Consider the following 23,309-nt stretch of genomic DNA (forward strand, 5'->3'; position numbering starts at 1 on the left):
CTACTGTTCGAAAGGCTCAAAAGAGCACCCTCGAACATTGATCCGTGAAAACTTAGTAAGTTTGAGTTGCTTTGAAGTTCTCAATACCTGCTTTAAAGGCAGCTTCGATATCTTTGTCGTATTTGCCTGTAGCATCGATATCATTCATCAATTCAGCATGTTCTGAACGGAAATATGAAATTAATGCAGTATCAAAATCAACAATTTTCTTCACATCAACATCAGACATGTAACCTTCGTTTGATGCATAGATTGAAACTGCTTGGTCAGCAATTGAGTATGGAGCATATTGTTTTTGCTTCATTAATTCAGTTACACGTTGACCATGTTCAAGCTGCTTACGCGTTGCTTCATCAAGATCAGATGCAAACTGAGCAAATGCTGCAAGCTCACGATATTGTGCAAGTGCTGTACGAATACCGCCAGATAGCTTTTTGATGATTTTCGTTTGTGCTGAACCACCAACACGTGATACAGAAATACCCGCATTCACCGCTGGACGAACACCAGCATTAAACAATGATGTTTCTAAGAAAATCTGACCATCTGTAATTGAAATCACGTTCGTTGGTACGAATGCAGATACGTCACCTGCTTGTGTTTCAATAATTGGCAATGCTGTTAAAGAACCTGTTTGGCCTTTTACTTCACCATTGGTAAAGTTTTCAACATATGCTGCAGATACACGAGACGCACGCTCAAGTAAACGCGAGTGAAGATAGAATACATCACCTGGATATGCTTCACGACCTGGTGGACGACGTAATAACAATGAAATTTGACGGTAAGCAACAGCTTGCTTAGACAAATCATCATAAATAATTAACGCATCTTCACCACGATCACGGAAGTATTCACCCATGGTACAGCCAGAGTAAGGCGCAAGGTACTGCATTGCTGCAGGATCTGCTGCTGCTGCTGCAACAACAGTTGTATATGCCATTGCACCAGTTTCTTCTAGCTTGCGTACAACGTTAGCAATGGTCGATTGTTTTTGACCTACTGCAACATAAACACATTTAATACCAGAATTCTTTTGCGCAATAATTGCATCGATTGCCATTGCGGTTTTACCCGTTTGACGGTCACCGATGATCAATTCACGCTGACCACGTCCAACTGGAATCATGGTATCAACAGATTTGTAACCTGTTTGTACTGGCTCATCAACACTTTGACGCCAAATTACGCCTGGTGCTACTTTTTCAACAGCATCAGTTAATTTTGCATCAATTGGACCTTTGCCATCAATAGGGTTACCTAATGCGTCGACAACACGGCCTAGTAGTTCAGGACCTACTGGAACTTCTAATACACGACCTGTACAGTGCGCTTTTTGACCTTCTTGAAGGCCTAAGTAGTTACCTAAGACAACGGCACCCACTGAATCCTGTTCAAGGTTCAGTGCCATACCAAATAAGCCGCCGTCAAATTCGATCATTTCACCGTACATTGCATCAGCAAGGCCGTGAATACGCACGATACCGTCAGATACTTTAACAATTGTACCTTCGGTTTTAGCCGTAGCGCTGGTGTCCAGATCACTGATACGCTGTTTAATGAGCGCACTGATCTCGGATGGATTCAGTTGTTGCATTGCGCTATTCCTCAATCTTTTAATAGTTCAGTCTTTTGCTTTAGGCAAGAAGACGAGTCCGCATTTTTTCAAGCTTGTTTAACGCAGAGTCATCGATCACTTGATCACCAGCATGAATCACAACACCTGCAATTAACGCAGGATTAACGGTCACAGACACTGTCACAGTGCTATTAAAACGTTTTTCTAAAGCACGTGTTAATAACTGTTCTTGTACTGCTGTGAGTGGTAATGCTGACTCAATCACAACATCAACCACGTTATTTTTCTGTGATTTTAGGTCTTCATATTCAGTTGCAATTTCAGGCAACAATGACAAACGGTCATTTTCAGCTAAAAGTGCAACAAAATTTGATAGAGATTCTGACTGAGCTTCACCTAAAATTTGCGTAAAAAGCTTTACCTGTGCTGTTGGAATCAGTTCAGGACGCTCTAAATAAGCGGAAAATGCTTCGTCTTGCACTGCAGCACTGAGCATTTGCAATGCAGTTGACCATTCGTCAGTTACATTATGCTCAGAAGCATAAGCAAATGCTGCTTTTGCATATGGACGTGCTAACGTCAAGAGTTCAGCCATATCTCGCCTCTCTTAAAGTTTAGCAGCCAGCTGAGTCAGCATGGCATTGTGAGCGTTTTCGTCAACTTCTTGGCTTAGAATTTTTTCTGCACCACTTACTGCTAAAGCAGCAACTTGTTGACGGAGTTGTTCACGAGCAGCATTGATGTCTTGATCAATCGCTTCTTGTGCTTGTTGACGAATACGTTCGCCTTCAGATGATGCTTGTGAACGCGCATCTTCGATCAATTGAGCCGCACGACGATTCGCTTGTTCAATCAATTGAGCTGCTTGCCCTTTTGCAACATCTAATTCTTTTTTGACTTGCGTCTGTGCATCCGCAAGATCAGCTTTTGCTTTTTCAGCTGCATTTAAGCCATCAGCAATTCGACGTTGACGCTCACTAATCGCATTGATTAATGGCGGCCAAACAAACTTCATGCAAAACGTCACGAAAGCTAAAAATGCAATTGCTTGACCAAATAACGTATAGTTGATATTCATTGCAATTCCTCAATCACATAATTTTGGAATGGACGAATTAACCTACTAAGCCTACAAACGGATTAGCAAAAAGAATGAATAGACCAATACCAACGCTGATCATTGGGATCGCATCAAGAAGACCCGCAACAATGAACATACGTGTTTGAAGTTGTGGTGCAAGCTCAGGTTGACGAGCAACAGCTTCTAGGAAACGACCACCTAACAATGCAAAGCCAATACCAGTACCTAGTGCAGCAAGTGCGATTAAAAGAGCCACTGCAATAGCAGATAATCCAACTACTAATTCCATGAAAAATTCCTCAGAGGTTAGGTTATACCAAATAAAAATATAAATTACGCCTAACCCTATTAATACAGTTAGGCAATGCTATTAATGTTTTTCGCTTGCCATACTCAAGTAAACGATTGTAAGCATCATAAATACAAAAGCTTGCAGCGTAATTACAAGAATGTGGAAGATTGCCCATGGCACAGACAGCGCCCATTGTGCCCACCACGGTAATAATGCAATCAGGATAAAGATTAACTCGCCTGCATACATGTTACCGAATAGTCGTAGCGCCAATGAAACTGGTCGTGCTAGGAAAGTTGCCAATTCTAAAACCAAGTTTACTGGAATCAACAAAACTTTAAAAAACGGGTTACTTGGATTAAATGGGTTGAGTGCAAATTCGCCCACAAAGCCACCTACACCCTTCTCACGTAAGCTATAAAAGATAATTAACGCAAAGACAGACAATGACATACCTAGGGTAACGTTAATATCTGTTGTTGGAACAATCTTAAAGTAAACGTGATGTGGATCCATGCCAAATACATTTGCACCAATTACCTGTGCTAAATATGGAATAAAGTCGACAGGAATTAAGTCCATTAAATTCATGAGGAAAATCCACACGAAAATGGTCAATGCAAGTGGAGCGATGAGACGAGATTTACCATGAAAGGTATCTCGAACATTTGAATCAATGAACTCAACAATCATTTCTACAGCAGCTTGCATTTTTGTCGGTACACCAGCATTTGCAGCTTTAGCAACGGTCCAAAAAATAAAGCAAAAAATGACACCAAGGCCAATTGACCAACCCATTGAGTCCAAGTGAATAGCAGAAAACCCCATCTCTTGAGCTTCATTTGCATTCTCAGCCAATTTCCATGTGCCATCTGGCATTTTGCCATAGGTGAGGTTGGTCAAGTGATGCTTGATATACTCGGTCGAAGTCAGGGCATGTTCTTCAGCAGCCATAAATCACACCTGGTCAATGTCAATTACGAAAAAGAGAAGCGAATATTGCGTACTGCAAATATCTCGCACCTCTCCAATAATATTCAATTTTATGTGTTTATACTTGTTTTTTTTGTTGTCTGGACACCAAAAATGGAGCCACCCATGACATCATCTGAACAAGTATAAAACCACAAAACAATGCAGTTGGTGACAACGGTTTCACATTGTTTAAAATTAAAGCAAATCCAATAATAACAATCGCAAACTTACCCATCATCCCTTTATACATGTTCAGGAGCACTTGCTTTGAGGCTCGGGCTCCGGCAACACGAAACGATTGCCATGAAAAATAAGTACATGCAAGCCAACAAACCAATGCACCAAGTGCAATACTTTTTGCTGCCGTCCAATCTTTCAAAAGCCATGCAATGAAGGCTGAAACTGGAATCATTAATGCCTGTAAGTAGATTTGAGCCTTGGCAAAACGTCGATCTATAAGACGATTTACCCGAGCCATTTAGACTTACACCTAACACGAATGTTCAAAAGTTTAACTCATGATCGTTTTTAATCGCAGGCATTATAGAGTTACCCCCCACAACATGCAATCTTTTCCGACCGTTAGCACCACCTTTTTGGTAAAAAGCTGCTTTTTTTTAATTGAACATTAAGTTAACCCAGTTTTTACCGATTTGCAGTGCTTTGTATACAACGATGAATCTTTTGTGCCAAATCTGTCCATGCTTGGATAAAATCAGTTTCGCCTTTCAAACTTTCATCCACAGGTTGGAACTGCAATGGCTGTAATTTTTGATACTGATTACTACTCGCCGCCCCTTCTGCCAATAAACACATCTTTGGATATGGACGGGTATCATTTAAAAATTTAATTTGACTGGCAGTCGGCGGAATATGTGGATCATCACTCAATGAGCCGACAAGCTTAATATTCAAGGCACGCTCTAAATACTGATACGCATCATGATATGACCAATATTGTAACGGCACTTTATGACGACCGAATTGCTGTGTTGCTGTTAAAAATTTTTGTGCAAACTGACGTGCATTTTCCCAATATTGTGCTTTATGTTCAGGATGCTGCCTTGAACGTGTGGCAGCAATAAAAAAAGCAATTCTGACAGCATTGTTCGGTTCTAGCCACACATGTGTATCGATAGATTGCGCTACAGGTTGTGCATGCGTATCACGTAATGGCAATGTGGTTAATAATCCTGAATTGAGCAGTGATAAGGCTTTAGGATGATCTGAAAGCAATTTGTCTAAAGGTGCTTCATGCGCCTTACCTAACCAAATCACAAGCTCAGCATTTTGAATGTCTTTTCGGTTTTCAGGTGTAAGCTGAATATCATGACCTGATTGATTGCCCAATAACAATACGGGCTCTTCAATTCCTTTAGTCACTTCTTGTGCAATTAAATAAATTGGATGGATAGACACCACTAACCCTTTGGCCCAAAGTGCATTGCTACAAAAAATACAAACCATTACAGCAAAAAAACGCCCCAACATATCGACCTTATCTCTAATCTATCATTACTTTGTTTAGCGTTATAACATAACCTTATTCGTTATACTATAACACTTAAAAGGAATATGTTAAGATGCCCCAATCTATACCAGATATTCAATATTCTTATTCGGTGGTAACGTATGACATCATGTACTCATTCACATGATAATGCTGTTCATGGTGTTCATGAGCATGGCGACCTTCAAACTCGTCTTAGTGACGCAGAAGCATTGTGTACAACACACCATGCAAGACTCACGCCGTTAAGAAAAGAAGTGTTGTCTTTGATTTTACAAGCATCAGGTCCGATTGGTGCATATGATATTTTAGCGCAAATTAAAAACACTTCTGACAAGCCAGCAGCACCACCTACAGTGTATAGAAGCCTAGACTTTTTACTTGAAATGGGTCTGATCCATCGTTTGAGTTCAATTAATGCTTTTATTCCATGTTGCCATCCAAGAGAAGGGCATCAAGCTGCTTTTTTAATTTGTTCGCAATGTAAATCGGTCAAAGAAGCTTCTGCAGATTTACTGCTTGATCAATTGGCTAAGCTTGCACAATCTGACCAATTTCAAATTCATCACACGACCATTGAGATTTCAGGAAAATGTCAACAGTGCAATCACTGAATACACCCGTATTAATTTCATTGAACCAAATCTCAGTGAAAATCGATGAACGAGAAATTCTCAATCATGTTGATTTTGAACTGCATCAACATGAAATTGTCACACTTATTGGTCCGAATGGCGCAGGTAAATCAACATTAATCAAGATTTTATTGGGTATCATGCCGCCTAACCGTGGACATATTGAAAAAGCACCTGAATTAAAATTATCTTACGTTCCACAAAAGTTTAACCCATCACATAGCTTGCCTTTACGGGTAAAAGACTTATTGCAGCTTGAAAAATGCGAGCCGCATATTAAGCAACAAATTATTAGTGAAACAGGGATTCAACATCTTCAAGATGCGAAAGTTCAATTGCTTTCTGGTGGCGAACGACAACGTGTGCTTTTGGCGCGTGCTTTGCTCAGACAGCCTGATATTTTAGTGCTCGATGAACCCATGCAAGGATTGGATATTCAGTCTGAAGCTGAACTTTATGCATATGTACGAAGCTTACCTGAACGATATGGCTGTGCCATTTTAATTGTTTCACATGATTTGCAATGGGTCATGCAGGGCACTAATCGTGTTGTGTGTTTAAATAAGCATATCTGTTGTAGTGGCTTGCCAGATAGTATTCAACAACATCCTGAATATCAGGCAATTTTTGGTAATCAGCGCACCTTGTATCAACACCATCATGACCACTGTGCACACAACGACACCCCAAGTGTGTGTCAGCACAGTAAAGAACCACATATTCACCCCGAGTTGGAAATCTAGCCCATGATTGAATGGTTACAATTGCTATTGCCTGCGTGGGCTGTGGGTAGCTTACTGATTATTTTAACTGCACCACTAGGGTGCTTAATGCTTTGGCGCCGCATGTCATTTTTTGCAGATACCATGGCACATGGAACATTGCTTGGGGTTGCAATTGCAGGTTTACTGTCATTGCCCATGTGGCTTGGTGTTTCATTTTTAGCGCTGCTTTTGGTTGCCATTTTATGGTTTTTACATGACCGCAGATTACCCAATGATGCGTTACTTGCGCTTTGTTCAGCAACATTGTTATGCAGTGGTTTATTATTAATCCAACAAATTCCTGCACTACGCCCAGAATTACTCAGCTATTTATTTGGTGATTTACTTACCATTCGTTGGTCAGAACTGCCTTTATTTTTAGCCATCATATTGTGTGCTGTTTCTGTTTTAGCATTTTTTTGGAAATCACAAATCCATATCGCAATTGATCCAGACATTGCGGCAAGTGAAGGTATTCACCCTAAAGTTCAGCATCTTATTTTTATGCTTTTATTGGCTGTATTTACTGTGCTTGCTTTACGCGCTGTGGGTTCACTGTTAATGGGTGCACTTTTAGTCATCCCGCCTTTAACCGCCAGATTGCTTGCACATTCACCCAAGCAAATGGTGATATATGCATTTGTTATTGGACAAATTGCTTTAGCGATTGGGCTATGGTCAAGTGCAGTGCTCAACATTGCCACAGGTTTAAGCATTGTATTAGCCATGTCTTTTGTATTTACAGTCATTTTTTGCATACAAAAGATAAAAGCATCTTAATTTCAGACACCCAATCTTGTTATAAAAAAGGATTCTCAACCTCTTTTTGATCTTGAATCTGAATTTTATCAGGCAAGCTGTCTGTATTTTCAAGTTCAGTCGTTAACTGAGTCAGAAAATCATGCAATGCTTTTGCTGTTTTTAAACCATCTTGATCTTTCGTAATTTGTAAATTGCCATAAATATTAATTCGGTCTAACCCATTTTCGAGGGTTAGATCGTAAATTGCTGATGACTCATCACCTTGAAAGGGCTTAAACATATTTTTATCCTCTTTTTTAAATTATTTTAATTACTCTTATACAGTTTTAAGATGCTTTGACCAATTTTAAAACAAATGCTAACAAATTCTCTACCACTTGTTTTAACATTTGTACAATGTTACTGCCTACAAAACTATCGGTTGCCCCATTACTGTTTGGACGACCGGGTGCAGTAAATTGCTTTTTCAAAGCATTTAAATCTGCTTCGCTGACTTCATTCGCACACTGACTTTTACTGTCCAAATTTGAAAATGCATATTTCTTGGCTGGTTTAACATCTGTGGTCGATAGCGGTAAATCGTAAACACGGCGTTTTACGCTTTCGCTTAATGCAGGAAACAAATTGACCCCTGTTAAATCTTCAATTTCACAAATACTAACCACTTTGACTTTCAGTGAATTATCATTTGGGGCGTAATAAGCACCTGCCACACCCGTTTCAGGGTAATACACAGCTTTAAATACAGATGATGGAACCAATACTCCATTACCCACTGTTTTTAATTTTTGATTCGAATAAACAGGACCGGTTACGACATAGACATTCTGTTTTTGTTTAGTTACAACTGCACGTGTAGCCTCTTCAAGCTTACGCCAAACCTCTTGGTTATTTTTAGGTGCTTGAGGCACCATATTGGCTAAAGAAAAACTGTCATATTGTGATGCTTCATCTGGCATATCTGCATTCGGTGACATATGTCCCCTATCATAGCCAGATGCACGATAATCTTTTAAAGTGGACCTAGATGTTGTATTTAAGCGTTCCTCTTCATGGAAACTGTCTTGTCTTTTAATTTTCACACTTAAACGTTGCACTGTAAGATGTTCAGCACTCCAAAGTGGCGTTTTCGACATCCCCGAATACATGACATTAAAGCCATTAAAACAAATCGGTGTTGTATTTTTTTTCAAGCTGTCTTTTACCAAATACGGTGGCGTGTCTTTATAAAACTGACTCACACATGACGATTTACTCCAAAAATTAGATGATGACGTTGAATTTGCTGCATGTACCTGCTGTTGAGATATGAATAAAGCAAAACAAGCTAGTGTCATATGCCGAATGGGTTGGTTAAATTTTAAATAAAGCGTGTTTAAAGTTAAATGATTAAATTTGATCAAATTATTCATAGCGTGTTCAACAGTAATTTCTGCACTGAGGGTAACAAGTGAAACTTAAAAAGTATATTAATGCTTAGTTAAAAACTGACGATGATTGTTATTATTTCATCACACAAAGCAGTTTAATCAACACATTGTGTTTCATACAATAACGCATGAATGATTGATTATATAAAGTTTCTATGTCATCGTTTTTATAACGGATTATGTCTACTTATCCCAATGATTGGAGTTCACAGATGCGTCATCTATTATTTGCTGCAAGCTTAGTTGCCTCTGCTAGCGCATTGGCAGAACCTGCCGTTCAACCCGGGCAAACACTTGAAAGCTTATCTCAAGCTCAAACATCAACCACAGTCAACGGACAACCAGGGTCACTCAAAGAATTGCTACAAGATGGAAAGTACAAGTTGGTTTCTCCTGACCCAATCAGTACCCCTGCATCTTCACCACAGACTGAGTCAACACCACCATCAGTATCCACATCACCTTCAGCACCTTAGTATTAAAAAACCGAGCAATTTAGCTCGGTTTTTTAATTTTAAATTTCAATTTGACTGCCCATTTCAATTACCCGATTGGTCGGAATTTGATAGAAATCACTCACAGGGCTGGTATTGCGATACATCGATATAAACAGCTTTTCTCGCCAAGGTGACATGCCTTCATCCATGGTATGAATCAAACGATCACGTGAGATAAAGAAGCTGATTTGCATCATATTGAACTCAAAATCTAATGACTGATATGCCACCTTCAATGCATCAGGAATATTCAATTGGTCTTTGAACCCGTAATACATGAATACACGATAAAAACGATCATTTAATTTTTCAACCAAGAGGCGATCTTCATTGGCCACATAAGGAATATCTTGCGTTACAATTGTGACTAAAATATTTCGCTCATGTAAGACTTTATTATGCTTAATATTATGTAGCATCGCATGTGGTACGGTATTTGGTGTACCCGTTAAGAAAACAGCATCACCTGGCACGTAATATGTGTCTGGGCTGTGAATTGCACTTTTAATAAATAAGTCTAAAGGCAATGCATTTTGCTCTAAACGGTTAATTAAAATATCACGGCCATTTTTCCAAGTCATTAAAATGGTAAATACAAAGATACCAATCACGATTGGCACCCAACCTCCTGCAACAATTTTAAGCGACGTTGAAGAGACAAAAACAATATCAATAATAAAAAACGGTACTGCAAATAAAACAATTTTCCATACAGGCCATTGCCAACCATAATATGCATAGGTCGTGACTAAAATTGTGCTACATAACATGGTCATGGTCACAGCCACACCATAAGCACTCGCAAGATTAGCACTGCTATGAAAAATTAGAATGAGCGCCATGACTGAAAAATAAAGTACCCAATTAATGAAGGGTAAATAAATCTGTCCTTGCTCAACATCAGATGTGTGGTGAACGGTTAAACGTGGCAAGTATCTTAATAATACTGCTTGGTTCACCATAGAAAATACACCTGTAATCACTGCTTGCGATGCAATGACTGCTGCTGCTGTTGCTAAAGCAATGACTGGATACAATGCCCAATCTGGCACAAGGAAGTAAAATGGGTTCGCAATTGCTGTTGGATCACGCAGCAATAATGCACCTTGTCCTGCATAGTTAATTAACAAACAAGGACATACCACAAAGAACCATGCCAAACGAATTGGTTTGCGTCCAAAGTGCCCCATATCTGCATAAAGTGCTTCACCACCTGTTAAGGTAAGTACCACAGCACCCATTGATAAAAATGCCACCATTGGATTATGTACAATAAACTGTATTGCCCAATATGGATTAACCATTTTCAAAATTTCAGGGGTCTTCACAATACTCGCTATCCCCAAAATACCAATGGAAATAAACCAAGCAAGTGTTATTGGACCGAAAAACTTGCCCATTACACCAGTTCCATGGCGTTGTACCACAAACAAAATGGTAAGAATAGTGAGTGCAATTGGAATCAACCATGCATCAAATGCAGGTGTAGCAATACTTAACCCTTCAACAGCAGAAAGTACAGAAATTGCGGGGGTGATAATTCCGTCACCAAAAAACAAAGATGCACCAATAAACCCAACCACAATTAAGCATGTTTTTTTATTGGTTGAAAGCTTTTTGGATCGTAAATTAAGCGCAAGTAAAGACATAATGCCGCCTTCACCATTGTTGTCTGCTCTCATCACAAAAGTGACATATTTAACACTAATCGTGAGGGTAATTGACCAAAATACCAATGATAAAATGCCCATAATCGTTGCAACGCTTAATGCAGCATGTGCTTCAGTCAATGACTGTTTAATCGAATACAGTGGACTTGTACCAATATCACCAAATACCACACCAAGCGCGGCAAGCGTAATGGTGTGAATTGATGTTTTATTTGTTGAATTTTGCATAAAAAACTAAGTTCGCTTTGCACCTGCTGCGAATTTTAGCACTATGTACGGTAATTTACTCTAAGTCCGTAAGAATTTATCTTGGCAGGGTTTAAATTTTTCGCTATCATGCCCACCCATTGGTGAGGTGTCCGAGTGGCTGAAGGAGCACGCCTGGAAAGCGTGTATACGTTTATTCGTATCGAGGGTTCGAATCCCTCTCTCACCGCCAATATAATCAATAAAATATCCTCTAGACTTATTTTGCAGGACTACCCCATTGGTTTGGTTTTGGATCTGTTTCTCGAATCAACCAAATAAAAAGTGGGATTATTCCAATAATTGTAAATGAAATTAATATCCACCAACCTGAACGGTTGACATCATGTAAACGGCGTACATAAACCGCCAAACTTGGTAAGAACAAAGCAACGCTTATAATATTAGCAAGAATAGATAACTTATCAATTCCACTTAAACCAGCAATAATTCCGATAACTACGCTTATAAGCAATTGAAATAATTGAAAATACCAATATTCTGCACGCCGTGCACGCCCAGTAAAATTGACATAATTCTCAAGTTTTATACATTTCATTACCCAATCAAAAAACCCATAATTCTCTTCTTGTTTTAGTTGTTCATGATTTTGAGTTAAATCAGGCTCAAGACTTTGATTGACAAAATTGTTTGATGAATGAATAACATAAATTGATGTTGCTTGATCTAATGCGTTCACTGTAAAGTCTACTTGCTGACCACGACTAGGCAGTTCAGACTCTTTCCACTCCGTATTAAAAAAACTATAACGGTTACCATCATTTCCCGAAATTAAGCCTTCTTTTAATGATTCGTTATATGATAAAACAATGCCTTTCATTGAGATTTCCTCATAATATTCAAACACATTATGCAATAATATTATGACATTAAATCAATATTCTTCATGAATATCATTGCTGTGTAAAAATATTAAAAGACATAAACCGAGACTTTTTTGAATCAAATCGCAATAAAATATTGTTTAATAAACATAAGTTAAACCTTATCTTTTTACATGCAATTGCTGAAAAAAGTATGCTTTCAAACATCTTTAGTTTATTAATAGAGAATAAAGCATTCTTTCTCAGCACCCGAATCATCAACAAGGCAAAATAGTGTCTACTTTGCAGGATTACCGCATATATTTTTTGTGAGTTTGTTTCTCGTGAAAGCCAAACTAATCAGGGAATTATGCCAACAACTGTAAAAACAATTAAAATATGAGCATTTTACCATCTTAAAGCCATAAGCTGAGACGTCTAAAAATAATACGCAATTTGATATCAGGGTATAAAGCAAGTTAAGTATTCATATCACTCATCCAAAACATCAACAAATGGTGCGCCTAATAACTGAGATAAATCATGCGGTGCTAATCCAATATCTACACCTCGGCGTCCAGCACTGACATAAACCTTATCTAGTTGTTCTGCACTTGCATCAATAATGGTTTTCAATCGTTTTTTTTGCGCAATCGGACTGATTCCACCGACTAAAAAACCAGTAATTCGCTCAGCATCTTTTAAGTCTGCCAATGACAACTTTTTACATGCAACTGCTGCTGCCATTTTTTTTAAATTTAGCTGATGACTCACGGGTAAAACCGCCACATAATAAGCTCGTCCATCTGATACAAGTAAGGTTTTAAACACCTCGTCAGGTCGCAAATTTAATTTTTCTACAGCCTCTAAGCCATAGCTGTTAGTCGAATTTGCTTCATGCTTGTATTCATGTATGGTATAGCTAATCCTGTGTTGTTTTAATAACTTACATGCAGGGGTCATGGATTAATTTTCTTTGCTTGGCACAATAAAAGGAAGTATTGTATGAGTATTTTAAAAATGATTAAACCATTAAAATGGTATGTAAATGATTTACTTAAAATTTTTAAAAATGAAAATTATCAACCTATTTTAATTTAATTAAAGTAAACTTTATAAAATGAATCTACGCCTATGCCTATCGATCAAAAAGAACTGAATTTAAAGCCAGATCATAGTAGAATTTGCCTTTCAATTGTTCTCGAAAAAGGCCGCGCCTCAACTCGATTTATGATGTTTTTCAAGGATATTTTATGTTAGCGCTAGATGTACAACATGTTAGAATGGATCAACATGCTGCTGATAAAACTCAGGCGTTACAGTGCTTAGTCAACATTTTAGTTGAAGATAAACTGGTGACTCCTGAATACTTAGAAGGTTTAAAAGCACGGGAACAACAAAGTGCAACATACCTCGGTCAAGGCATTGCTATTCCCCACGGTACGCCACAATCAAGACAATATATTTTAGAAACAGGTGTCCGTTTAGCACATTTTCCAGAAGGCGTAGTGTGGGATGGGGAAAATAAAATTTATTTAGCTGTGGTGATCGCAGCAAAATCAGATGAGCATTTACAAGTATTACAAGTACTCACAAAAGCACTGATTAATGATGTATCAGAGCAAGTGCGTACAGCGACTTCTGCAGAACAAATTATTGAACTATTACAAGCGCAGCCGCTGTCTTTATCCTTGCATGAAAATTTAATTTCAACGCATATACCTGCACAAGATACTGATGATTTATTTTGGCATGCATCACAACTGCTCAAGCAACAAAAGTTTGTTGAACCGGGGTTTTTAACGGCTTTAGATCCAAAGCAAATGATTCATTTAGGTGAAGGCATTTGGTCAATTACTGCCACAGATTATGTGATTACTCCTGCGATTAGTATTGTGAAGCCGGATCAAGCACTGACCTATCACAATGACACGCTTACAACACTATTATGTATTGCCAGTAATGAGCAGTTAGATTTACCCCAGTTTAATCGTTTAATTGATATTTTATTTGATCCAAGTCAGCGTGAAAAATTAACCTATGAAAATGACAGTCATGAGATTGCACAAATCATTGGGGCTGAAATTATTCCAGATTGGCCATCAAAACAAGTAACGCTTGCCAATGCACATGGTTTACATGCAAGACCAGCAACACATCTTGTCAATATTAGCAAAACCTTCAAAGGTGATTTACAAGTTGCTGTTGATGATGGTGCTTATGTATCGGCTAAAAGCTTAACCAAATTGCTGTCGTTAGGCTGTAAACGTGGTCAAGTTTTAACCTTTATTGCTGAACCTGATACAGATGCTGTGCTTGGTTTAGATCAAGTGATTGATGCAGTGAAGCAAGGTTTAGGTGAAGAGGTTGAGCCAATTGATGACCTTAGTCATCAAAATGAACATGTGACAGAAGATGTTTTAAGCTTTGATGATGAAAGCGCTGACCAAACTTCAGGTATTGCAGCCTCTGCAGGATTGGCTTTTGGCCCTGCACATGTGTTAAAGCCACGTGAATTTAAATATGAACGTCAAAGTAAAAATGTTAAAGTTGAAACTGAAAAGCTTGAAAAAGCCATTGAGCAAGTCAAGCAAAACATTCATCAACTGATTTCTGAAACTAAAATTAAAGCCATTCAGCAAATTTTTACAGCACATTTAGAAATGCTTGATGACCCTGATTTAATTCAAGGTGTACATAAAGGTTTAAAGCAAAACTTGTCTGCCCCTGCTGCTTGGTATGAACACATTGAAAGTGCAGCCAAAGCACAAGAATCGTTAAAAGATCATTTATTGGCTGAACGTGCGGCTGATTTACGTGACATTGGTGAGCGTGTACTTGCTGTATTATGCAATGCACCTGTCATTTCTGAGCCAGAAGAGCCGTATATCTTAATTATGCACGATGTTGGGCCAAGTGATGTTGCACGTTTAGATAAAGAGCGTGTAGCAGGTATTTTAACAGCTGTTGGTGGTGCAAGCGCCCATAGTGCAATTGTCGCACGTGCACTTGGTATTCCTGCTGTAGTTGGTGCAGGCGCATCGGTATTAAATATCGAAAGTAAAACAACGGTATTGATTAACGGTGACAATGGCGATTATGTGATTAATCCTACAGCTGACTTAATTGACCATGCGATTGCTGAACGAGAACGCCAACGTCAATTAAGAATTGAAGCTGAAAAACACAGTCAAGAACCAGCCATCACACTTGATCATCATCAAGTTGAAATTGCAGCCAACATTGGTAAAGTCAATGCCGGAATTAAAGCTGTAAAAGATGGTGCAGAAGCCATTGGTTTACTCCGTTCAGAATTGGTGTTCATGGCTCATAAAAGTGCGCCTGATGAAGCAACTCAAGAAGCTGAATATCGAATTATCCTTGATGATTTGGCAGGCAGACCTTTAGTCATCCGTACATTGGATGTCGGGGGGGATAAACCGCTTCCTTACGTACCAATTCCTGAGGAAGAAAATCCATTCCTTGGTATTCGTGGTATCCGTTTAACTTTGCGTAAGCCTGACTTATTGCGTAAGCAATTGGTTGCATTACTCCGTGCATCTGATAACCGTCCATTGCGTATCATGTTCCCAATGATTGGTCGAGTTGAAGAATGGCGCGCAGCGAAAGCGATTTTTGATGAGATTTTTGCTGAATACCCACGTGAAAATATTGAAGTGGGTATGATGATTGAAGTTCCATCTGCAGCATTGTTATCCCCAATTCTTGCTCAAGAAGTTGACTTCTTTAGTATTGGTACCAATGATTTAACACAATACACCATGGCAATTGACCGTGGGCATCCTGTATTGTCTGCTGAAGCAGATGGTTTACATCCAAGTATTCTATTGCTCATTGATCAAACTGTTCGAGCAGCGCATCAATATGGTAAGTGGGTTGGGATTTGTGGTGAGCTTGCAGCTGATCCAAAAGCAGTTCCTGTACTTTTAGGACTCGGTGTAGATGAGCTTAGTATGTCAAGTGGAAGCATTCCGCTTGTAAAAGCACAAATACGTCAGTTAAATTTTGCTGAATGCCAAAAAGTTGCCCAGCAAGCATTGCTGTGTGATAGTGCAACAGCTGTAAGAGAACTAGGTGAATAACCATGGCAAAAGTTTTAACCGTGACATTAAACCCTGCAATTGACATTACCGTTCAAGTTGATGCGTTAAAGGTCGGTCATGTCAACCGTCAGCAATCAGCTCAAAGCCTTGCTGCAGGAAAAGGGTTAAATGTTGCCCAAGTCCTGAAAGACTTGGGACATGACCCAATCATTACTGGTTTTCTTGGTCAGAGCAACCGTGAAATTTTTGATCACCATTTTGCCAAACAAGGGTTTGAAAACCATTTCATCTATATTGAAGGTGAAACACGTTACAACGTTAAAGTTGGCGAAGCATCTGGCCGTATGACAGACATTAATGGCAAAGGCTTTTTTGTAGATGATGCTGCTAAAAAGACCTTATTTAAAACCATTGAGACACTGCTAGATCAAGTTGAAATTGTGGCTGTTTCTGGTAGCCTTCCACAAGGCTTTAGTACCGATGAGCTGATTGAGCTGATTGAGTGGCTCAAGTCCAAAGGGAAAAAGGTCGCTGTAGATACAAGTGGTCCTGCATTAAAAGCTGCTATATCTGCCAATCCATGGTTAATAAAACCAAATTCTGAAGAATTGACAGAAGCATATCATCAGCCTGCGGAAACTTATGCTGAACAAAAGAATTTAGTTTTGGCACAACATTTCAAAATTGAAAATATTGTAATTTCAATGGGTGAACATGGCGTCAATTGGATTCACCCAACTCACCCCTTACATGCAAATGCGCCAAAAGTAACTGTAAAAAGTACTGTTGGTGCAGGCGATTCGCTGGTTGCAGGGATGATTCATGGTTTCTTAATTCAGGCAACGCCTGAAGAAACGTTAAAAACAGCAACTGCAATTGGAAGTAATGCAGTCACGCAAATTGGATTTGCAATCGAAGATTTATCAATCATTGACAATCTAAAAACACAAATCTTTGTCGATTCATTGATCTAGGTGAGTAAAATGCAAGACGTTAAACATATTTTATTTGTACCGCATAGTTCTGAACAGCCTGTCAATGCACTTCTACTTGCACGTAAATTGGCAAGTGTTGCTACATCACGTGGCTATGAAACGACGACTGTACAATCTATAGAACAGTTAGATACGATCACAGCAGTAGACTATGTTGTGGTGGTTGGCCGACAGCCAAACTTAGTCGATGCGCTTAAAAATAAAAAAGTATCGATTGTCAGTTTAGACTTAATTCAAAATGATGCTGAAGACATTCTTCAAAATGCATTGACCAATGCTACCACGCTAGATCAGTTGGTATCGAATGCACCTGTTTCAGGAGCGACCAAGTTTGTTGCAATTACTGCATGCCCTACAGGTGTAGCGCATACTTTTATGGCTGCTGAGGCATTACAACAAGGTGCAAAAAAACTCGGCTATGACATTCAAGTAGAAACGCAAGGTTCTGTCGGGGCAAAAAATATTTTATCTGATGCAGATATTGCAAATGCAGATATTGTGATTTTAGCCACAGATATTGAAGTCAATACTGACCGTTTTGCGGGTAAACGTGTTTATCGCTGTGGAACAGGTTTTGCTTTAAAGCAAACCAATAAAGCATTTGAAAATGCGATTAAAGAAGCAACTGTACTTGAATCCAATCATGGACAAGCAACAGCGGCCGCTTCTCACGACAAAAAAGAAAAAATCAGTTTGTATAAGCATTTACTTACGGGTATTTCTTTTATGTTACCGATGGTGGTTGCAGGTGGTCTTATCCTTGCAATTTCACTGATTTTTGGTCTAAACCCAGTAGAAGGTACACTTGGCGGTAATTTAAGCGTGATTGGTAAAACAGCATTAACCTTAATGGTGCCGATGCTGTCAGGCTATATTGCTTATTCTATTGCGGATCGTCCAGGTTTAGCACCAGGCTTAATTGGTGGCTTTTTGGCAGCGGGACCTTTGGGTGCTGGCTTCTTAGGCGGTATTGTTTCTGGTTATCTCGCAGGTTATGTTGCTTTATTCATTGCCAAAAAAGTTCCATTGCCGCAAAGTGTTGAATCACTTAAACCAATTTTGATTATCCCATTATTCGCAACGCTTATTACCAGTTTAATTATGTTCTACGTGGTGGGTAGCCCTGTGGCTTATCTGTTTGATGCCATGAAAAACTTCTTAAACAACATGGGTACAGCAAATGCGATTGCGATGGGTATGCTACTTGCGGGCATGATGTGTATTGATTTGGGTGGACCAATCAATAAAGCAGCTTATGCATTTACAGTAGGTTTGCTTACCACCAATACTTATATGCCAATGGCAGCAACCATGGCGGGCGGTATGGTCCCTCCTCTTGGTATGGCAATTGCGACTTTCTTGGCTAAAGCTAAATTTGATCAAGCTGAACGCGATGCAGGTAAAGCCTCTTTTGTATTGGGACTGTGCTTCATCTCTGAAGGTGCAATTTCATTTGCAGCGAAAGACCCAATGCGCGTCATTCCAAGCTGTATTTTAGGTGGTGTATTAACAGGTGCATTAGTTGCGTATTTCCACTGTGAATTACTGGCACCGCATGGTGGCTTATTTGTATTGTTGATTCCAAATGCCATTAACCATGGCTTACTCTACCTCATTGCAATTTTCTCAGGCAGTATTTTGACTGGGGTATCATATGCCTTTCTCAAGAAAAAACATACTGAACTGGTTGAAGCTGAACCTCAAAAAGCATAAGTTTTTTTAAACAAAAAAGCCAAGTCAGTGACTTGGCTTTTTTGTTTTTTAAATACGCAGCTCATTTACAATATGAAATGGTTTTTATAAATGATTCACGTTTACAATATCAAGCTCACGATACGCTCAATAGCCATGTCTTTGATAGACATAAAATTTGGAACATCAATACATTAAATTACACATGTAATATTAGATCTAAGGATAGATCTTGTTTTGCTTAGGACAGCTTTATGAAAAAATTTGGCAAGTATTTACTTATCTTCCTACTTACCATCGTAATGGTCTTGGCTACATTTTTATACCGACCTGTTGCATCACCCACACTCACACCGACAAATGAACCTCAAACTGTCGATGTGGTTTTAATCGGTGGTGGAATCATGAGTGCAACACTTGGCACTTATTTAAATGAGTTACAGCCTGATTGGCATATCAATATGTATGAACGCTTAGACCAAGTGGCTCAAGAAAGCTCAAATGGCTTTAATAATGCTGGAACAGGTCACTCAGGCTTTATGGAAATGAATTATACCGAAGAAAAAGACGGTAAAATGGACATTTCAAAAGCAGTGAATGTTGCCAATCAATTTGAAATTTCTAAGCAATTTTGGGCATATCAAGTCAGTAATCATGTGTTAGATAAGCCAAACACTTTTATTAACCCTGTTGCGCATGAAGCATTTGTTTGGGGTGATAATGTTGATTTCTTGGAAAAACGCTATGCTGCGATGATTACCCATCCAATGTTTAAAGGCATGAAGTTTTCGAAAGATCCGAATGTCATCAAAACATGGGCACCCCTGGTCATGCAAGGGCGTGACCCTCAGCAAAAAGTTGCAGCCACCAAAATGGATATTGGCTCAGATGTCAATTATGGTGCAATTACCAAGCAATTGGTTGCTCACTTACAACATACTGAAAACTTTAAGTTAAATACATCGACCGAAGTCACTGATATTAGCCAAAATGCTGATAAAACATGGACTATTCAAGCCAAAAACTTAAAAACAGGTGCCAAAACTTTAGTAAAAGCACGCTTTGTCTTCATTGGTACAGGTGGTGCAGCAATTAAAATGCTACAAAAAACGGGCTTACCTGAAGCCAATAAATATGCAGGCTTTCCTGTGGGTGGAGAATTTCTTATGACAGATGATCCTGCCATTACAGCTCAACACACCGTAAAAGTGTATGGCCGTGCTGAATTGGGTGCTCCACCCATGTCAGTTCCGCATATTGATACCCGATATATTGATGGTAAAAAATATGTACTCTTTGGACCCTTTGCCACATATTCAAATAAATTCTTAAAACATGGCTCGCAGTTCGATTTACTGACATCAACCACTCACAATAACATTCTGCCAATGACATTAATTGGCTTAGAAAACTTAGATTTGGTGCGTTATTTAATCAGTCAAGTTTTGATGTCTGATGCAGACCGTTTTAATGAATTAAAGAAATATTATCCAAATGCTAAGGCTGAAGATTGGCACCTTAGCCAAGGCGGTCAGCGCGTGCAAATTATTAAAAAAGAAAAAGATATGCCTGCAAAATTGCAGTTTGGTACAGAAATTTTTGTATCTCCTGACAAATCTGTTACGGCTTTACTTGGTGCATCACCTGGTGCATCAACCTCACCATACATCATGCTCAGCTTGCTTGAAAAGGCATTTCCTGAAAAAGTCCAAGACAATTGGCGTCCAAAACTGCATGAAATTATACGATCTTATCAACAAGATTTACGCCAAGACGCTGTGTTACTTGATCAAACCCGTCACTATACCAGCCAAATTTTGGGTCTGAATTATGAAACACCACATGATTTATTTACGCCAACACCCCCTGTAAAAGTGGATCAGAATACTGAAACATCTCATGGTACATGGCAAAAATACGGTGCATTATAAACAGAGGGCTGCTTTATACTGATGTTCTATTTCTTTTTTTCTGAATATGATTATCAAAAACTTCATTAACTAGAAAAAAGAGTTTTTAGTATACTCAGCCCATGATGGTTATATAGATCGAATAGAAATGGAAATTTTAGATGGTGGTGTGGGTCGTGAATTAGCCCGCCGTGGTGCACCCTTTCGCCAACCTGAATGGTCAGCGTTGGCGTTATGGGAAGCTCCACAAGAAGTGAAAGCCGTGCATATCGACTTTATTCATGCAGGTGCAGATATTATTACCACCAATAACTATGCTGTGGTTCCGTTTCATATTGGTGAAGAGCGCTTTGCACTAGAAAGTAAAACATTGGTTCAAATCGCATTAGAGCAAGCTCAAGCAGCAGTGGCTGAAACAGCAACACAAACTCGTATTGCAGGCTGTATTCCGCCATTATTTGGCTCATATCGTGCCGATTTATTCCAAGCAGATCATGTTGAAGCCTTGATAACGCCAATTGTTCAAACGTTGTCGACAGGTGTCGATTTTTGGCTCGCAGAAACGCAGTCTTGCTTAAAAGAAGTTGAATTGGTGCATCAATTTATTCCAAAAGATGGGCGTGAGTATTGGGTATCTTTTACCTTACAAGATGAAATCCAATTAGAAGAAGCCACCTTACGTTCAGGCGAAAACCTCACACAAGCTGCTGCACTTTTACAAAAAATTGGTGCCAATGCTGTTCTTTTCAATTGCTGTCAGCCTGAAGTCATTTTAAAAGCCATTGTACAAATCAGAGCCTTGTTACCAGACATCAAAATTGGTGCTTATGCCAATGCCTTTCCTCCGCAAAATGAAAGTGCAACAGCCAATGATGGATTAGATGAAGTCCGTGCAGATTTGAGCCCAGATGTATATTTAAGCTTTGCTAAACAATGGCAAGAAGCAGGCGCAAGTATTATTGGGGGTTGCTGTGGCATCTCTCCACAACATATTGCCAAATTAAGTACCACGTTAAAAGCAGAGTCATTGTAATGTCGACAAATAAAATTGGTGTTGTGGCATTAACTGCTTTGGTGTTTAGTTCAATGGTGGGCTCTGGTGTATTTAGCCTGCCACAAAATATGGCTGCTGTATCCAATGGAACGGCTTTATTAATTGCATGGGGCATTACAGGGATTGGTATTTTATTCTTGGCCTTTTCACTGCTGTATTTATCACGTCAATATCCTGAGCTTGATGGCGGTATTTACAACTATGCCCGTGCAGGATTTGGAGAGTTAATTGGCTTTTGTTCAGCATGGGGATATTGGCTCTGTACTACGGTTGGTATTGTCGGTTATGTTGTCATTGCCTTCTCTGCTTTAGGCATGTTTGTAGACACCAAAGAACATATCATCTTTGGCGAAGGCAACACCTTATATGCAGTGATTGGATCATCTATTTTTGTTTGGCTGGTCCATGGCTTAGTTAGCCGCGGTATTAAAGAAGCAGCGATTGTGAATTTGTTGGCAACGATTGCTAAAATTGTCCCAATGGTCATTTTTATTATCTTTAGTTTTATTGCATTTAAACTTGATGTATTTCAGCTTAATTTGTTTGATTTGTCCTTAAAGACGCCTGTTTGGCAACAAGTCAAAGATTTGATGCTCATTACGTTATGGGTGTTCACAGGCATTGAAGGCGCTGTGGTCATGTCGTCACGTGCCAAACACCGTAATGATATTGGTAAAGCCACTGTACTTGGTGTGTTAGTTGCGCTGATTTTTTATGTAATGGTCACAGTACTGTCTTATGGGATTGTCAGCCGTGCAGAAATTGCAGGTATGCAAAACCCTTCAATGGCAACTATTCTGACCCATCTGATTGGCTTACCTGGCACCATTGTTATTACCATTGGTTTAATTATTTCTGTAGCTTCATCTTATTTAAGTTGGACTTTATTCGCAACGGAAATTCCTTATTTAGCAGCTAAAAATGGTGCATTTCCTGCAAAATTTTTAAAAACCAATGCCAACAATGTGCCGATTGCTTCGCTTTGGCTCACTTCTGTTGTCGTACAGATTTCTTTAATTGCAGTTTGCTTTTTCAATAAAAACTATACGCAATTGTTGCTGATTTCATCTGTAATGATTTTATTGCCTTACTTTTTAGTCTCTGCATTTTATTTGAAAGAATCAGCACAAAAACGGCATGCTAAACATATTTTTATTGCGGCTGTTGCTACAATTTATGCACTTTGGCTCATTTATGCCGCTGGTGTGTCATTACTTCTACTCTCAGGTACGCTGTATACTTTGGGCTTAATCATTTTCTTCTACAGTTATTGGACTCACAAGCGTCAGTCAGCAAAGCAATAAGCACAAAAAAACGGTTCTTTGAAAG

General features: G+C 39.0%; 21 protein-coding genes, 1 tRNA gene and 2 pseudogenes. 12 read left to right on the plus strand and 12 right to left on the minus strand.

Features of this window, described 5'->3' with window-relative positions:
- Positions 1–52 precede the first annotated feature (52 nt).
- The 7 genes from atpA to CFY84_RS10255 form a co-directional block, all read right to left on the minus strand.
- Positions 53–1,597, minus strand: a complete 1,545-nt coding sequence (gene atpA, locus CFY84_RS10225; RefSeq protein WP_088824251.1) for a F0F1 ATP synthase subunit alpha — start codon at positions 1,595–1,597, stop codon at positions 53–55.
- Between the two features lie 40 nt (positions 1,598–1,637).
- Complete coding sequence (locus tag CFY84_RS10230; RefSeq protein ID WP_088824252.1) at positions 1,638–2,174, minus strand: F0F1 ATP synthase subunit delta; 537 nt, start codon at positions 2,172–2,174, stop codon at positions 1,638–1,640.
- 12 nt (positions 2,175–2,186) lie between these two features.
- Positions 2,187–2,657 (minus strand): F0F1 ATP synthase subunit B, encoded by a 471-nt coding sequence (locus CFY84_RS10235; protein ID WP_088824253.1) that lies wholly within the window; start codon positions 2,655–2,657, stop codon positions 2,187–2,189.
- A gap of 37 nt (positions 2,658–2,694) precedes the next feature.
- Positions 2,695–2,949 (minus strand): F0F1 ATP synthase subunit C, encoded by a 255-nt coding sequence (atpE, locus tag CFY84_RS10240; protein ID WP_088824254.1) that lies wholly within the window; start codon positions 2,947–2,949, stop codon positions 2,695–2,697.
- A gap of 81 nt (positions 2,950–3,030) precedes the next feature.
- On the minus strand, positions 3,031–3,906 hold the full coding sequence (atpB, locus tag CFY84_RS10245; protein ID WP_088824255.1) for a F0F1 ATP synthase subunit A: 876 nt from the start codon (positions 3,904–3,906) through the stop codon (positions 3,031–3,033).
- 97 nt (positions 3,907–4,003) lie between these two features.
- Positions 4,004–4,405, minus strand: coding sequence for an ATP synthase subunit I (locus CFY84_RS10250; protein ID WP_088824256.1), 402 nt, complete (start codon positions 4,403–4,405; stop codon positions 4,004–4,006).
- A gap of 167 nt (positions 4,406–4,572) precedes the next feature.
- Entirely contained in the window at positions 4,573–5,415 is an 843-nt protein-coding gene (locus tag CFY84_RS10255) for a metal ABC transporter solute-binding protein, Zn/Mn family (protein WP_407640207.1), read from the minus strand.
- A 144-nt stretch (positions 5,416–5,559) separates the two neighbouring features.
- Here CFY84_RS10255 and CFY84_RS10260 point away from each other — a divergent pair, with 144 nt between their 5' ends.
- Genes CFY84_RS10260 through znuB form a run of 3 tightly spaced genes read left to right on the plus strand, consistent with a single transcriptional unit; the run spans position 5,560 to position 7,616 of the window.
- Entirely contained in the window at positions 5,560–6,051 is a 492-nt protein-coding gene (locus tag CFY84_RS10260) for a transcriptional repressor (RefSeq protein WP_088824258.1), read from the plus strand.
- On the plus strand, positions 6,030–6,815 hold the full coding sequence (znuC, locus tag CFY84_RS10265; RefSeq protein WP_088824259.1) for a zinc ABC transporter ATP-binding protein ZnuC: 786 nt from the start codon (positions 6,030–6,032) through the stop codon (positions 6,813–6,815). Before CFY84_RS10260 ends, znuC begins: the two co-directional genes overlap by 22 nt.
- A 3-nt stretch (positions 6,816–6,818) precedes the next feature.
- Positions 6,819–7,616 (plus strand): zinc ABC transporter permease subunit ZnuB, encoded by a 798-nt coding sequence (gene znuB, locus CFY84_RS10270; protein WP_088824260.1) that lies wholly within the window; start codon positions 6,819–6,821, stop codon positions 7,614–7,616.
- A 19-nt stretch (positions 7,617–7,635) separates the two neighbouring features.
- Here the strand turns inward: znuB and CFY84_RS10275 are convergent, their stop codons facing one another.
- Positions 7,636–7,878, minus strand: coding sequence for a hypothetical protein (locus tag CFY84_RS10275; RefSeq protein ID WP_088824261.1), 243 nt, complete (start codon positions 7,876–7,878; stop codon positions 7,636–7,638).
- A 46-nt stretch (positions 7,879–7,924) separates the two neighbouring features.
- Positions 7,925–8,935 (minus strand): DNA/RNA non-specific endonuclease, encoded by a 1,011-nt coding sequence (locus CFY84_RS10280; RefSeq protein ID WP_088824295.1) that lies wholly within the window; start codon positions 8,933–8,935, stop codon positions 7,925–7,927.
- Between the two features lie 305 nt (positions 8,936–9,240).
- Between CFY84_RS10280 and CFY84_RS10285 the strand changes: the two genes are divergently transcribed.
- Positions 9,241–9,504, plus strand: coding sequence for a hypothetical protein (locus CFY84_RS10285; RefSeq protein WP_088824262.1), 264 nt, complete (start codon positions 9,241–9,243; stop codon positions 9,502–9,504).
- Between the two features lie 38 nt (positions 9,505–9,542).
- Here CFY84_RS10285 and CFY84_RS10290 read toward each other — a convergent pair whose 3' ends face one another.
- Positions 9,543–11,423, minus strand: coding sequence for a potassium transporter Kup (locus tag CFY84_RS10290; protein ID WP_088824263.1), 1,881 nt, complete (start codon positions 11,421–11,423; stop codon positions 9,543–9,545).
- Between the two features lie 121 nt (positions 11,424–11,544).
- Between CFY84_RS10290 and CFY84_RS10295 the strand changes: the two genes are divergently transcribed.
- Positions 11,545–11,634: transfer RNA gene (locus CFY84_RS10295), tRNA-Ser, on the plus strand.
- A 27-nt stretch (positions 11,635–11,661) separates the two neighbouring features.
- Here the strand turns inward: CFY84_RS10295 and CFY84_RS10300 are convergent.
- Entirely contained in the window at positions 11,662–12,282 is a 621-nt protein-coding gene (locus CFY84_RS10300; protein ID WP_088824264.1) for a DUF805 domain-containing protein, read from the minus strand.
- A gap of 475 nt (positions 12,283–12,757) precedes the next feature.
- Positions 12,758–13,228 carry a Cys-tRNA(Pro) deacylase gene (ybaK, locus tag CFY84_RS10305; protein ID WP_088824265.1) on the minus strand — a complete coding sequence of 157 codons (471 nt, stop codon included), beginning with the start codon at positions 13,226–13,228 and terminating at the stop codon, positions 12,758–12,760.
- A gap of 290 nt (positions 13,229–13,518) precedes the next feature.
- On the opposite strand from ybaK, the pseudogene fruB reads away from it, so the two are divergent.
- The 7 genes and pseudogenes from fruB to CFY84_RS10335 form a co-directional block, all read left to right on the plus strand.
- Positions 13,519–14,647 (plus strand): annotated as a pseudogene (fruB, locus tag CFY84_RS11395) (fused PTS fructose transporter subunit IIA/HPr protein); the annotation flags it as partial.
- Between the two features lie 71 nt (positions 14,648–14,718).
- A pseudogene (gene ptsP / locus CFY84_RS11400) lies at positions 14,719–16,368 on the plus strand (phosphoenolpyruvate--protein phosphotransferase); the annotation flags it as partial.
- 2 nt (positions 16,369–16,370) lie between these two features.
- On the plus strand, positions 16,371–17,303 hold the full coding sequence (pfkB, locus tag CFY84_RS10315; RefSeq protein ID WP_088824267.1) for a 1-phosphofructokinase: 933 nt from the start codon (positions 16,371–16,373) through the stop codon (positions 17,301–17,303).
- 9 nt (positions 17,304–17,312) lie between these two features.
- Entirely contained in the window at positions 17,313–19,037 is a 1,725-nt protein-coding gene (locus CFY84_RS10320; RefSeq protein WP_088824268.1) for a fructose-specific PTS transporter subunit EIIC, read from the plus strand.
- Between the two features lie 233 nt (positions 19,038–19,270).
- A complete protein-coding gene (gene mqo, locus CFY84_RS10325) occupies positions 19,271–20,947 on the plus strand; it encodes a malate dehydrogenase (quinone) (RefSeq protein ID WP_088824269.1) in 1,677 nt (558 codons plus the stop codon).
- A 127-nt stretch (positions 20,948–21,074) separates the two neighbouring features.
- Positions 21,075–21,959 (plus strand): homocysteine S-methyltransferase family protein, encoded by an 885-nt coding sequence (locus CFY84_RS10330; protein WP_088824270.1) that lies wholly within the window; start codon positions 21,075–21,077, stop codon positions 21,957–21,959.
- Complete coding sequence (locus CFY84_RS10335) at positions 21,959–23,284, plus strand: basic amino acid/polyamine antiporter (RefSeq protein WP_088824271.1); 1,326 nt, start codon at positions 21,959–21,961, stop codon at positions 23,282–23,284. The genes CFY84_RS10330 and CFY84_RS10335 overlap by 1 nt, the downstream gene beginning before the upstream one ends.
- The last annotated feature ends 25 nt before the right edge of the window (positions 23,285–23,309 follow it).

Origin of the sequence: Acinetobacter apis (assembly GCF_900197575.1) — a bacterium.
Lineage (GTDB): Bacteria > Pseudomonadota > Gammaproteobacteria > Pseudomonadales > Moraxellaceae > Acinetobacter > Acinetobacter apis.